The sequence below is a fragment of the Alloscardovia venturai genome, assembly GCF_042676605.1.
GTDB classification, from domain to species: domain Bacteria; phylum Actinomycetota; class Actinomycetes; order Actinomycetales; family Bifidobacteriaceae; genus Alloscardovia; species Alloscardovia venturai.
The window spans coordinates 1-13,476 of record NZ_JBHTHQ010000001.1 but is presented as its reverse complement, the minus strand read 5'-3'; the positions used below and the strand labels follow the sequence as shown (position 1 = coordinate 13,476).

General features: G+C 43.9%; 12 protein-coding genes. All 12 read left to right on the top strand.

What is annotated here, in order from left to right:
- Window positions 1-78: 78 nt before the first annotated feature.
- Entirely contained in the window at window positions 79-4,710 is a 4,632-nt protein-coding gene (locus tag ACFQY8_RS00060) for an FtsK/SpoIIIE domain-containing protein (protein WP_377937425.1), read from the top strand.
- A gap of 2 nt (window positions 4,711-4,712) precedes the next feature.
- Window positions 4,713-5,285 carry an FHA domain-containing protein gene (locus ACFQY8_RS00055; RefSeq protein WP_377937423.1) on the top strand — a complete coding sequence of 191 codons (573 nt, stop codon included), beginning with the start codon at window positions 4,713-4,715 and terminating at the stop codon, window positions 5,283-5,285.
- A gap of 153 nt (window positions 5,286-5,438) precedes the next feature.
- Window positions 5,439-5,735, top strand: a complete 297-nt coding sequence (locus ACFQY8_RS00050; protein ID WP_377937421.1) for a WXG100 family type VII secretion target — start codon at window positions 5,439-5,441, stop codon at window positions 5,733-5,735.
- An 800-nt stretch (window positions 5,736-6,535) separates the two neighbouring features.
- Window positions 6,536-6,832: a hypothetical protein gene (locus tag ACFQY8_RS00045; protein ID WP_377937419.1), complete on the top strand. Its 297-nt coding sequence runs from the start codon at window positions 6,536-6,538 to the stop codon at window positions 6,830-6,832.
- A 298-nt stretch (window positions 6,833-7,130) separates the two neighbouring features.
- Complete coding sequence (locus ACFQY8_RS00040; protein ID WP_377937417.1) at window positions 7,131-8,378, top strand: hypothetical protein; 1,248 nt, start codon at window positions 7,131-7,133, stop codon at window positions 8,376-8,378.
- A gap of 45 nt (window positions 8,379-8,423) precedes the next feature.
- Complete coding sequence (locus tag ACFQY8_RS00035) at window positions 8,424-8,777, top strand: hypothetical protein (protein WP_377937415.1); 354 nt, start codon at window positions 8,424-8,426, stop codon at window positions 8,775-8,777.
- A 564-nt stretch (window positions 8,778-9,341) separates the two neighbouring features.
- Window positions 9,342-9,563: a hypothetical protein gene (locus ACFQY8_RS00030; protein WP_377937413.1), complete on the top strand. Its 222-nt coding sequence runs from the start codon at window positions 9,342-9,344 to the stop codon at window positions 9,561-9,563.
- 5 nt (window positions 9,564-9,568) lie between these two features.
- The gene (locus ACFQY8_RS00025) at window positions 9,569-10,060 is read left to right on the top strand and encodes a hypothetical protein (RefSeq protein WP_377937412.1); all 492 of its coding nucleotides are present in this window, start codon (window positions 9,569-9,571) and stop codon (window positions 10,058-10,060) included.
- Window positions 10,048-10,431 carry a hypothetical protein gene (locus ACFQY8_RS00020; RefSeq protein ID WP_377937410.1) on the top strand — a complete coding sequence of 128 codons (384 nt, stop codon included), beginning with the start codon at window positions 10,048-10,050 and terminating at the stop codon, window positions 10,429-10,431. The genes ACFQY8_RS00025 and ACFQY8_RS00020 overlap by 13 nt, the downstream gene beginning before the upstream one ends.
- Window positions 10,432-10,917: 486 nt before the next feature.
- Window positions 10,918-11,217, top strand: coding sequence for a hypothetical protein (locus ACFQY8_RS00015; RefSeq protein WP_377937409.1), 300 nt, complete (start codon window positions 10,918-10,920; stop codon window positions 11,215-11,217).
- A 25-nt stretch (window positions 11,218-11,242) separates the two neighbouring features.
- The gene (locus tag ACFQY8_RS00010; protein WP_377937407.1) at window positions 11,243-11,806 is read left to right on the top strand and encodes a hypothetical protein; all 564 of its coding nucleotides are present in this window, start codon (window positions 11,243-11,245) and stop codon (window positions 11,804-11,806) included.
- 8 nt (window positions 11,807-11,814) lie between these two features.
- On the top strand, window positions 11,815-13,476 hold a 1,662-nt coding region (locus ACFQY8_RS00005; protein ID WP_377937405.1), incomplete at its 3' end, for a hypothetical protein.

The window sequence follows — 13,476 nt, the reverse complement described above, 5'->3', positions numbered from 1 at the left end:
CATAAGTTCGTCGATATGTGTATGTGCAGATATGCGGCAATGCGTACTTGTGCATACACGTTTGTATAGGGGAAAGATATGAAGGGTCTAGTCACTGTCCATAACCCGTCGCTTGGTACTCGTTTTAGCGTCTATATGGATGCTGCTGACTCGAGCACGCTGCGCGAAGTACTGCCATCGTTTGCCACTATTGCATCAGTAAATCAGATAGATACTTATCGCTTAAGTATAGACGGCGTTGTGGTTGACTGGGATGCAACCGTCAAACAATGTGGTATGCATGAAGGTTCGTGGATATCTTTTCTTACTTCTGACGATATTCCCTTCACTCCTCGTCCGCGCGTAGAAGGGCAGCCAGAAAGTGTGCAGCTCCGTTTCATCAGTGGTATTCACGCAGGGGAAGTATACGACATTTCGCATGGAATCTTCTCGATGAGTTCTCTGCTTACTTCAGATGAATTTTCGATGACTGCCGATTTTATGGTGGATATCGATGGTGACGATATTACGATTTACCCTCACATTGATGAAGAATCCGGTAAATCTCAAATAGGCAAGGCCTCGAAGAGAAGGAAGGAGACAAAGAAAAAGAAGTCTCAAAAAGCGGCGCGAGGGAAGACGCAGAAAAAATCGCATAAGAATCGCCCTGTAGAGGATATTCACTCTGGAATTTATATAGACGGTGAGGAAATTATTGAGTCCGCGAAAGTTGATTTTGGTGACAACATCGTGCTTCCTGAGTGCATTGTAGAAATTACGCAAGGTGTCTTAGATGAAGTGCCGCTCGATAAGAAAACGCAGAGCGGCAAGTGGCTTTTTGCTCGTCCCCCTAAGATTCACACCTATGCTGAGAGTACGAAGTTCACTATGCCACGAGAGCCTCAAAAGCCAACGAAGGCTCCGATTCCGTTCTTGAGCACTCTGATACCACTGGCTATGAGCTTGGCGATGGCATACTTCATGAAGAGTCCTACGTATCTCATGTTTGGGCTCATGAGCCCTGTCATGATGGTTTTCTCTTATATTTCAGGAAATAAGAATGGTAATCGTCGTTTCAAAGATGAGTCTAAAAAGTATAAAAAAGATAAACAAAGCGTTACCGAGAAAGCTGAAGCTGCTGTAGATAAAGAACGTCGTGATGCTCAACGTGAGTATCCTGACCCTACACAGCTGATGGATTTAGTCGTCAGACACGATAATCGCTTGTGGAACCGTCGTGTTACTGATAAAGCTTGGCTTGGATTACGTGTAGGAACGGGCAGTGTTCCTTCTCAAGTCATGATTGAGCAAACGAGTAACGTATTCGAGCAGGAGAGAGTGAAGGCGTGGGAGCTCCACCATCATCCGGTCACAGTGTCTATCCCGCAGTCGCGTTGTCTAGGGGTGACGGGGCAGATTGAAATTGTGCGTTCATTGGCACAGTACTTTACTGTACAACTTGCTTCCTTACACTCAAGTAGAGATTTAAGTTTATACATACTCTCGCCGAACTTGCGTGCTGACATGGGCACGCAACTTGATTGGGGATTTGCGCAGTGGCTTCCGCAGACTCGTCCTCAATTTGGGCAGGATACCATTCGTACTATTGCTACGACGACGCAGTCTATCGCGGCTCGCTTATCTGAAATTACGCAGCTCCTCGATGCGCGTCAGGAAGATAAGCGCAACTCGGCGCAAAAGGAGTGGATGGGCTCAAGTATCGTCATTATGATGGATAACGCCCACGTGATTCGTACCTTGCCTGGCTCTATTCGTATCTTGCAGGAAGGGCCAGAAGTAGGTATTTACAGTGTGTGCATTGATACCGATGAACGTTTGCTTCCTGAAGAGTGCCAGACTGTTGTCACAGTAGAAGAGGCCACAGCTTTTATCAAATCAAATGTCAGCAAAGATGTGCACGACATTATGCCCGATATCGTATCGAGTAATTGGGTCGAGTCTGTATCTCTTGCATTGGCACCAATCGAAGATGGTACTCCTGATGAGACAGCATCCGCTATCCCAGCCTCTTCGAATCTGCTGCGTTTGCTGAAACTGACGCCGACATCTGAAGAGATTCTGCAACGGTGGAATATTTCTCCGCGCAATACTCGATTCGTCATTGGAGAGTCTGTAGATGGTGTCTTTGAGCTTGACATATCTAAGGACGGTCCTCATGGTCTTGTGGGCGGTACGACTGGTTCGGGTAAATCAGAGCTTTTGCAATCCCTCGTGGCGTCTCTCGCTGTAGCAAATACGCCTGATGCGATGAATTTTGTGCTTGTCGATTACAAGGGTGGAGCAGCATTTAAGGATTGCGTAAATTTGCCACACACTGTCGGCATGGTTACTGATTTGGATAATCATTTAGTATCTCGCGCTCTGACATCACTTGGAGCAGAGCTTAACTATCGTGAGCACATTTTGGCACAAGCTGGCGCGAAGGATATCGAAGACTACATTGATATGATGAAAACGCAGCCTAGCCTCAAACCTATGCCACGGTTACTTATAGTCATCGATGAGTTTGCCTCATTAGCGCGCGAACTTCCAGACTTCGTCACTGGTTTGGTAAACATTGCCCAGAGGGGTCGCTCGTTGGGTATCCATTTGCTTCTTGCTACTCAAAGACCGGGTGGCGTGGTCTCTCCTGAGATTCGTGCAAACACTAATTTACGTATTGCTCTACGCATGACAGATGCGACTGAGTCTCAAGATGTCATCGATGCTAAGGATGCGGGACTTATCTCTAAGTCCACACCGGGACGTGCTGTGGTGCGCTTAGGGTCGAGTTCACTCGTTCCTTTCCAATCCGCGCGTGTGGGTGGTCGTTATGTCAGTCCAGATATCGCTGCAAATACCCATAAGGCGGCCCCGCTTGTGGTGGCAGTGTCTCATAGTAATCTTGGTGGTTCTATCCCAAAGCGCAAGAAGAAAGATGAGCATAGCACAGATGTCGCCGTTACTGATTTGAAGATGCTTGTATCTGCTATCAGTGACGCGACGAAGCAGGCTGGTTTTGCTCCTCAGCGTCAGCCGTGGCTTCCTGCATTAAGCAACCAGGTTGATCTAGCTGAGATTGCAGATATTGCTGCACAATCGGGAGAGAACTTTAGCGGGGAAAATCCGCCCATTCCATTTGGGCTGGGAGATTTCCCTGATTTGCAAAAGCAGCTTGTCGAAAACATTAATTTAAGCGAATTTGGCAATATGTTTATCGTAGGCACTACGAGAAGTGGCAAATCTACTGCGCTTCGTACCATAGCATACTCTGCCTCACAATTGTATTCTGCAGAAAATCTTCATATCTACTGTATAGATGCAGGCAATGGTGCTCTTACTCCGCTGGTTGCTCTTCCAAATGTAGGTGTAGTAGCGCTCAGAAGTGAAACGCAGAAGATAGAACGTTTACTCTCGAAGATAGATCGAGTCATTAAGCACCGTGCGCAGTTGCTATCTTCCGGTGGATACTCCAGCATTGATGAATACAATGATGACCCTACTCATGCGGGCGATACTATTCCTCATGTGCTTGTGCTCCTTGATTCATGGGAAGGGTATTCTTCTGCATTGCTGTCCTACGATAACGGCACATTACTTGATAAGGTTCAGCTTCTCATGCGTGAGGGGACATCATCAGGTGTTCACTTCGTCGTGTCTGGAGATAGACAATTACTTTCCGGGCGCATGTCGATGCTCGCTGATTCGAAGATTCTGCTCCGTCTTATCGAAAAGATGGACTATTCTGTAGCTGGCATGCACTCTAAGGACGTCCCTGATGGCATCGCTGATGGTCGCGGTTTCCGTGGGGAAGACGGCGGTGAACTTCAGATAGCCCTGATAAATAAAGGAATGATAGGTCAGTCAGAGTCTATCTATATCCGAGAGGCCGGAAAGCAGCTTGCTGCCACACGGGATGCTACTATCCCACGTAGTCGCATGCCGCTGAGCGTAGAAGAGATACCGGAAAGTATTACGACTCAGGCTGTAAACGCCATGATCTACGGCGAAAAGGGCATAGCGCTTGGAGTCGGAGGTGAGGATAACTTACCAGTCATGTGGGATCCTGCTCAGGTGCCTATCCTGACGATATATGGTTCTCGCGGCTCAGGCAAGACTACGGCTGCATACGCTATCGCGACTCAGGCTGCTGACGCAGGATATCGGGTCATTGTGGTGAGTCCGCGTTCCAATAAGCTCAACTCACTTGAAGGTCTACCTCATATTGAGCGCATAGTACATTCTCCAGCGGAGATGACAGATCAGTTCTTCGCTCAGTATTATGGTGAAAGCTCGACCGATGGGGAGGGGAATGCTGTTGATGCGCAAGCGAGTGTATCAACTAATGTTTCAAACTATTCTTTTGCTCAGTATGGCGAAGGTAAGACCATCATTGTGATGGATGATGCGCATCTTTTACGCAATATTCCAGCGAGCGTGTGGCTTGATGCGCGACTTTCGGCATGGGATACTGACAAGCTTGCACTAGTCGTAGTAGGTGATGTCAATGATTTGCCAAGTGGCTTCGGCTCGTGGACAGTGAAGTTGAAAGCACTGCGAGAAGGGATTGTACTCAAACCGGATGAGGTCGTCTATCAAGAGCTGATAGGTGCAAGATTTAAGCGCGCAGATACACAATCGGAAAAGCCACATGGCCGCGGTTTTGCACATATTGGCAGTGTAGCAGTTCCATTCCAGATGGCTTATGTAGATGACGAGCAGGAGGAGTAAAGATGCTGGCATGGTTAAAAAAGCTACTCGGTATCGGTCGAGGTTTGGAACCTATCCGACAGAATGCGCTTATCGTTCCTCAGCTCGTGCAGATTCCGCCTCAGACAAACGCGCTGAACAGTGGTGAGATGCATAACCGTGATGCTCAATTAGCTGCAGTGCAGGATGCCCGGTTGAAGGCACAACAGCATCAAGAATCTGAAGAAAGAGCAAAGGTCGCATTAAAAGTTCAGCTTGTCTTTTCAGATGGGCAGATATATGAATTTGGTAGTGGGCAGGGTAACACGGAAAGTAATGAAGAGATAGTCGTGGGGCGAAGGACTACCCAATCTCTTGCTCTGTCTCACCGGGTTAACATCGCGGACTCAACGGGGCAGACGTCCCGAAATCACTTTAAATGCGGTCTTGACGCCTTTGGACGTGTGTGGGTAGAGGATTTGCATAGTGCGAATGGAACGTGGCTGCGCACCCCATCAGGTGATAACCGTATAGAGCCAGACGTGCGTGTCACTGTACCCCAGGGGGCAACGGTCGCATTCTCAATGAATACGATGGTAGTGCGAACTATCTCTTAATTTTTTGTTTGTTTTTTCAAGTTTTGGTGGGTTTGGGTGTGTGGTTTTGTGTGTGTCGTGAATGTTGTTTTTGGTTTATATACTGGGGTTTTAAGGAGTCGTTGGAAGGCTCTTTGAGGTTATTGTTTTTTCTTCGTGTGAAGGAGTCTTGTTATGGCTAATGTTTCTGTGTCTTATGCTGATTTGCAGCAGGTGGCGTCTCAGCTTACTGCTGGTCAGTCTAATTTGAATCAGGAGTTGCAGCGTTTGAAGAGTGTTGTGGATGGTCTTGTGTCTTCTGGTTTTGTTACTGATGCTGCGTCGAGTAGTTTTGAGCAGTCGTATGCTCAGTTTACTTCTGGTGCTACTTCGACGATTAGTGGTATTGAGGGTATGGTGTCGTTCTTGAAGAATGCTGAGCAGTCTTTGTCTGAGTTGGATTCTTCTTTGGCACGCTCCATCGCAAAGTAAGCTATCAGCTTTAAGACCATCGAGTCAGTCGCTAAGATTGGCTCCTTAATCGGTTATCAACCGGGGTTGCTATCGTAGCGACCCCATATCTGTTTTTAGTGGTGAGTTTGAAGAGCGGGCAGCAGGGAAATTTTATCGGCAAATCATGCGATATTTGGCGAACTTGTTACAGCGATTGAAAAACATGGAAAATATATTATTGGTGGCGTTGCCAAGTTATCTATAGACGGCTCTGCATGAGTTGATAAAGGCGTTACTGACGCTGTGAATGACTTCCATATTGGTTTGGTATTGGATAAAAGAAACTCACAAAATGAGCAAAATCTAGCGAATAAAACGCAGGCAATTTAGAGTAGGTGGACTGTGTGAACTAGTAATTTATCAAATTACTGGCTGATTATGGTTTGCTGTTGCATTAAGAAGAGTTATGTAGCAATCCTAGTATCCATATTCGGTGATAACCATTAATGAATGGGTAGCTGGAAAGATTTATCTATTGATTATCGCACGTTCGAGGATTTTCAAAATGCTCTGGGAAATATTGGAAAAACAATAGATGGAATTACATCTATTGAAGTCGATGAGACTGCATTGGGTTCGAGATTAATTAGCGACGCTGTCAATAACTTCAAAACGGGTTTTTGAAGTGCATAAGCACGAGTTCACGAAGAATGCGCAGAAGATGGCAGATGCTGCTGGCAATATTGTTGAGGTCATGCAAAATGAGGATATGACTTTATCTCAAGCACTTTCTGTAGAGAACGAAGCTGGAACTGCAGCAGCAAGTAAGGACTGAGCGCGTGCAGTATAGTTATTTACTTCCAGATGATTGGACGGACATATCATTAAACTCGGAGACTCTACCAGAGTTAGCACAGAGGATGGCAGAGAGAACGATTGCAGTTGCACCGCACTTTAAAGATATGCATGCTATATATAAAAAGAAGTTTGAAGCACAACTTCAACGTGCTCTTGATACAGGTACATCTCATATTGCAAGCTTTGCTAAATCTTCTCGAGAAGGAACTGTTGCTGCGTATATGATTACGCAAGTAATTCCACAGTTGATACCTGAAAAGGGCGAAAGTGAATTTTGATGCTTTGACGCGTGTGCTATCGGAGCCAGACGAGGACTATCCTAGCGGCTTAGATGTGTCCCTTGCATATCTACCTCATACAGGTAAAGCAATACAGACGTATGGAGTAGCCAGGACAATCGGCAGTCATAATGATATTGCAGAACACTTTGAAATGCAGTATTTCATTCCATTAAGACGAAATATATTCTCATTAGTATTTATCACACCAAATGTTGATGTAAAAAAATCAGTTGGGTCAGCTTTTTGCGCTCATTGCTGACACACTTGTACTTTCAGAGGATGAGGAAGAGTAATCATGCGAGATGAGCAGTGGAATCTAATCGGTTTTTATAGTGATCCTACTCCGGGAGATCCTGATAAGATTGCGGATCTTAAGGATGATTTTACAAGAAAATATCAAACGCATGCGGACTTGACAGCGTTCCTTAATACAATTGCGCAGGCAGATAATACTGATTTAGCGGGTAAAGCTGTCGAAGCATATCTCAAAAAACTGGGTGAGCTACCAAAGAAATTAAATATCCTCACTACACATACTGAAGGTATGATTGGGCATCTTGGCATGTGGGAGAACGAAGTTCGAAGTAGCCAGGAAGGGATAAAAAGAGTTCTCAGCCTGAGCAAAGACGCGCAACAAGACCAAATTGATGCTGTTAATGCACTTTCTCCTGTGCCATTCAATAAGTACTCTATCTTGCAAAGCATTCGTCAATCTCCTAACAGCGTATACACAAATCAAATGCTAGATTGTGTGGGAATAAACGAGACGGAAACTTTGGAGAGTAATAAAGAAATTTCTGAATCGGCATTAGTAAGTTTCAGACAGAAAGTAGCTTTTGCGTGTGATGACTTTGATCAAGCGCATAGAGAAGCGGATAGAATACGACAGCATTTTGAAGATAAAGCAAGAGAAATTGCCGAAAAAATTAACAACGACCAAGAGGCTGCTGGACTGCACACTGATGACTGGCAGAAATTTTTCTATAGTAATGGTTGGAAGACAGTAGTAAAGATTTCTAAATGGGTGGGTACTGCTGTAGCAGTTGCGAGCTTATTTGTCTCCGGAGGATGCCTAGCGTTAGCTTTGCTTGGGGTAGCAGTAGCTCTTGTAGATTTTGCAGATTCATCAGCTAAATTTGCGAATGGCGATATGGGACTAGGTGAATGGGTATTTTCCAGTGTTATTGATGCTCTATCTATTATTCCTGTAAATACAGCTTTCAAAGAGCTAAAGAATCTTGGTGAAAATACAAGTGTTGTAAAAGCAGTATGCGGATTAAATAATCCTTTTGCTGAGAATATTATCGGTACATTTAAGGCAGGTGCAAAAGGCGGCGTGAGCGGCATCGCGGGGGCGCTCGCTGATAATACATACTCAATAGCACATAAAGGGATTACGAGTATTGCTGAAAAGTTCAGCAATACCGCGAGAAAACTTGTGCCAGGTGGAGATAACACCGTTGCAATCGTGAAGAAAGGTCTCCGAATGGTTCATAATAATGAGGAAGGTGCGAGCAAGATGTTCAAGCTTGCTGGTGTATAGGCGAAGTCGTCGATTGTTGATGGCGTTCACGACACTGTTCAAGGTTTGAAGGATTTACCGGGACATACGAAGAATATTGGTAAGCTATTAAGAGGTGGAGATTTTTCTGGAGCTGTATTGGATGCTAAGCTCACACAGAAATCGATTCTGAATATTGATGTGAGCGCAAAAAATATTGTGAAATTCGGTAAGGAACTATCGCATGCGGTTGAACAACAGCCTTATCAAAATCATCAACAAAATATTGCAGGATGGGAAAAATTTGCGCTCCATCAGGTAACGGAAAAAATTGATATTAAACCTTTCTCTACTCAAATGACAAAGCATATTGATACATATATTGATAATTTTAATGAGACTAGTAGTGTCTCTTTTAATTTTGCGGGAGTGGGGAAATAGACAATGGTAACATGCGAAATTTGGAGGGGATTTTATGAGGCGACAGAGTGATAGAAGGTTAATGCCGAAAATAGTGGTTGACAATGATATAAGCTATTTCTCCAATTGTTTTACTAATCAGATTCGGAAACGTAAAGGGAAACTCGCGTTTTCTGTTTCTGGAGTACAGAGAAAGAGCTACGTATTATTCGCTATTTATACTGTGAGTCTAGTGCTTGGAATGACTATTTTTTCTCCTGATTCTTCACGAATTCCTATAGTAATAGCTGCTGTAATATTTGTCGCAAATTTTATGATATTTTTCCTTTACGGGGGGCTCAGCGATAGCCCTAAGAAGTTTATATACATCCCAACGCTATTTGCCATAGTAGCCGCTATCGGATTGATTTTTGGCGCATTGACAAGAGATAATATGCAAATTTTTCTTCCGATAATTGCGCTAATTTACTTCGGGGCAATATCGATGATTATAATGCTTAATAAAATAGATTTTACAAATCTAAAGTATCCTATTATTATCTTTTGCAGCTTGAGTGGAATTTTACTTCCAATCTGGATTTTCGCGTGTATTCTCAATCATATGTCTTTTTGGGGTATGTGGTAGCTGTGATTGTGCTTGCTATCGGAATTTTTTCCTTTTTGAAAGACGTAATCTTGGTCCAGAAACTCTCGAAGCGTCAAGATGTTGCCCCTGATTTTGAGTGGTTTATGGCTGGGATTTTGATGATTGAGATGTTTGTAGTTGTTGCTGCACTAGGACGTACAGCCGATGATGAGAAACGGTGATGTGTATGATTTACGAATTTGCGGCATTGTGTGAGGCGAGTGGTAGAGAATATAAGTCTTTGAATGAGCATCTTATTTTATCCCTTAAAAGCTCACAGCTAGCAATCGGAATTGATGATGGTATCTTAACCGCCGTAGCAGTATGGGACAAGGTACTGCCGATGGAAAATTATGAACTTGCTGAAGATATTGTTAATGCTTGGAACCGTGATAACAGAATACTGAAGGCGTATATCGATGAATACGATATTTCTGAACGTGAGAATATTCATTTTTATGCTTCTATAGAAGTGGATGTAGAGGGACAGTTAGCAGAAACTCTATGGCGATACATTCTCGAAATGGAACGCTTTTTGAAATTTATATGGACTGGCTCGCTCATGTTTTCTATCAGTGTGGAGCTACTGAGTTTTACGATGATATTAAAGATTTACCGCCCAAGAATCAGTTGCTTACTTTGGATGAATTTGACGATAAAGCCTATTTGGAGCGCTTAGCACTAGAATTGAAGAGTCATCATTTCCCATTCATCATGGGTGAAGATGGACAGTTAACTTTAGTTGATGATGACTCGGAAACTGTTTACTACGTCAATGTTTTCAAGGCAGATCATGTCTTTATAGATTTATCTGTGGTATTAGCGAAAGCCTACAATCAAGGACTGCGCGGACAATTGCTTGATTACGTTTCGCTCATAAGCCGAACTGTGAATTTCGTTAAGGCATTTCTTATCGAGGAGAACAACGAGATTCATATTGCGTTTGGAGCTACTGTGTTTCAACAGTTTGAAAAAGACACTGTAGCTGGAATTATTGGTGCGTTAAGTAATATCCATGCTGTGATTGAGACGGCAAATAAGAGCGCATGATGCTTTTAATACCTTTTAAACTTGAGCAGTATTTTTAAGCAGCTAAGTTTTCGCTCGTTATTGTTAATCTTTAGATTTTTATGAAAGTTAATGGTAATCATGAGTAATGAAAAGTCCAAAGATTAAAGACTCGAAATTCTGCGGATTCAGTCACAAGAACGGTACATTAAGAATTTAAGCGCTGTAGCGGCAGTATACGAGTATGTGAGCAGTATTGCAAGGGCAATAGCTATCTCTATTATATTTTGCGTATGCGTGGATAGAGGCGATGTATGTACTACACATATAACTAGTATCGCCCAATGGAGAAGATTTAACGTTTGCGGGAGAATAGACGTAAAACTATAAGTAACTGTTGCAGTTTTACCTACTATGGCAGGGAAATGGTTGCTATCAATGAACCCTGATTCTTTCTTTTTGCAGTGTATTCTCTTCTTCTTAGCTTGTTATACTTGGACGAAAGGTTAGATTAAAGTCAATGTACTGGTGGAGGGGTTGATTCGTTTGACAGATTTACAGATTAATTATCAAACTTTATATGGGTTACAGTCTGCATTGGTAAATATTGGAAGTACTATTGATGGCATAGCTAAGGTCAATGTGGATCATGACGGTTTAGGTCATGAGGATGTAGCGCAGGCTATGGAGGATTTTCTTCAAGGTTTTGAAGTACACAAGCATGAGTTTACGAAGAACGCTCAAAAAATGGCTGACGAAGCTGGAAATATAGCTGAAGCATTCCAAAAGCTTGACCAGGATATGAGTCACTTTGATCAAGAAGGCTAGTAACTTGAAAAATTATTCTTTGCTCATGCCTGACGGCTGGAATCATATCACATTGACGGATGAAAGTTTGTCTCGTGTAGCCGTGCAAATTGCTGACAATATTGTTTCTGCTCTGCCAAGCTTTCAAGAGTATAGAGGTCATTTGGAAAATGGTCTGCGTTCGCAGCTTGAGGTAGCGTATAAGGGTGGGACTAGGGAAGTAATTAACTTTTCTGCCCCTACCAGTGAGGGTGGAATCGTTGCTTTTGGTGTCGTTCAGGTGCTGCCAAAGGTACCGGCAGAAAAGGATGAATCTGACGTTAGTGCAATTGCAAGGATACTTTCTGAACTAGATGAAGATGAGCCTATAGCTCCTGATATCACTCTTATCAGGCTTCCGCACGCGGGTAAGGCAATTCAAGCTATATCTCATGAGTTATACGGAGGAGCTGCCCAAAATCCCATCAAGCTTTTTAGTTTTAGGACTTACGTACCTACGTCTCAGGGGACTCTTCTTGTCGGTTTTGAAACTCCAAATATAGATATTGAGATTGAAATGGCACAGCTTTTTGAACTAATTACATCAAGCTTAGTTATTGAGGAAAAGTAGGAGGAACTATGTCTCGTCGTGGTGATTGGGCGTTGATTGGTTTTTATACTGATCCAACACCGGGAGACCCTCAGCTCATTGACAATCTACGGGTAGATTTGCTGAATAAGTCATATACGATTACGCAGATGGCATCGTATCTTTCTACGATGAAAGAAACTGGCGACAGTCTAGGAGTTAGTATTAACGAGTTTTATGTCAAGCTTGGTAGTCTTCCTCAACGATTAACTCGGTTAAGTATTAACACGAGTAACGTAGCAGGCTATTTACTATCTTGGATGCAGACCGTGCAAAACGATCAAAGTGAAGTAAGGGCTGCTCTCGAGCAAGCTCAAACAGCTCAGTCGGATGCGAGTAAAGCAGTAAAGGCTCTGGGCAGTGACGTGCTACAAGGCTCGTGGCGTGATGTAGACGGTCTTCTTCATTTTGATTTGAATCGTATGAGCACAAATGAGGATACTGCTCGTGAGCAGATTGCTTTGTACCAGCGTAGGATAGCGGATGCTGCTAGTGATCGTGAGCAGGCGGTTCGTCGTGCTCGCCTAGCACATGAGGATTACACGAGACAGGCAAGTCTTATTAAAGGGCGGATTAATGCTGCTCAGGAAGCTGCTGGATTGCAGACGAGTGCGTGGCAGAAAGTTCTTTATAGTAAAGCATGGAAAAGTATCGTTTCTGTTGCGAAGGGCGTTGGGACTGTCGTCGGCGTTATCAGTTTATTTGTACCTGGCGGGTGTTTTGTCCTCGCGTTGATTGGAGCTGTGGCTGCAGGTATCGACCTTATCGATTCTGCGGGTAAGTATTTCAATGGTGATATGGGGTTCGGTGAGCTTGCCTTTACTGTCCTGCTGGATGGGCTTGCCTTTCTTGGCGCGTTGAAGGCTTTTCATGAGTTGGGAGAAGTTGCGGCAGGTACGAGTAAACTGCGTGCGGCATTTGGTGTGGACGGGGCACTGTTCGACAATCTTGCAGTGACTATGAAAGCTGGTGCGCGTGGGGGTGCACGAGGATTGGCAAACGCTGTTATGGATGAGTCTCAGGCTTTCTTACATCAGGGTATAAGTAGCATAGCGGACAAGTTCGGTGACGTCACGCGTAAAATACTTCCCGGCGGTGAAAACACGGCAGGTCATTTAAAGAACGCGTTTGCTGCATTGAAAAATGGGGATAAGCAGTCTGCTCGAGATATTCTTGCATATACGAGACAGGAACGTGGTGCCCTCAAGAATTCTTCTCATACTCTTAGTGATATGAAAGATAAAGTCTCTAATGTTGTAAAAACAACTTCTTCACACATGAAGCATATGCAGGAGCTTTATCGTTCTGGTGATCGTGAGGGTGCTAGCTTAGTAAAGCATCTGATGGCTCGTGAGGTGGAGTCTCATGTGGATTACAAGATGCTAAAGAATGTGGCTAAGACGGGTAAGGATGTGATGCACATAAAAGAGCAGTGGAATAGCCAAACTACTGCACAGAATGTTGCAGGTGTAGAAAAGTTTGTAGCACATAGGATTACGGGGAGTTTATTGCCTGATATACCTATAGCGCATGATGCTTTTAATGCTCATGTGGATAGTTTTATTGATGACGCGAATCCTGGTATGGGTTTGTCTTCTGATTTTGGTGTGGGTGCGGTGAAGTATCGTAACGTGTCTGACACGATACAAGCT

Coding starts and splice junctions, on each gene's coding strand:
- ACFQY8_RS00055 (WP_377937423.1), top strand. CDS start 4,713: ATGCTGGCATGGTTAAAAAAGCTACTCGGTATCGGTCGAGGTTTGGAA.
- ACFQY8_RS00040 (WP_377937417.1), top strand. CDS start 7,131: ATGCGAGATGAGCAGTGGAATCTAATCGGTTTTTATAGTGATCCTACT.
- ACFQY8_RS00050 (WP_377937421.1), top strand. CDS start 5,439: ATGGCTAATGTTTCTGTGTCTTATGCTGATTTGCAGCAGGTGGCGTCT.
- ACFQY8_RS00060 (WP_377937425.1), top strand. CDS start 79: ATGAAGGGTCTAGTCACTGTCCATAACCCGTCGCTTGGTACTCGTTTT.
- ACFQY8_RS00025 (WP_377937412.1), top strand. CDS start 9,569: ATGATTTACGAATTTGCGGCATTGTGTGAGGCGAGTGGTAGAGAATAT.
- ACFQY8_RS00010 (WP_377937407.1), top strand. CDS start 11,243: ATGCCTGACGGCTGGAATCATATCACATTGACGGATGAAAGTTTGTCT.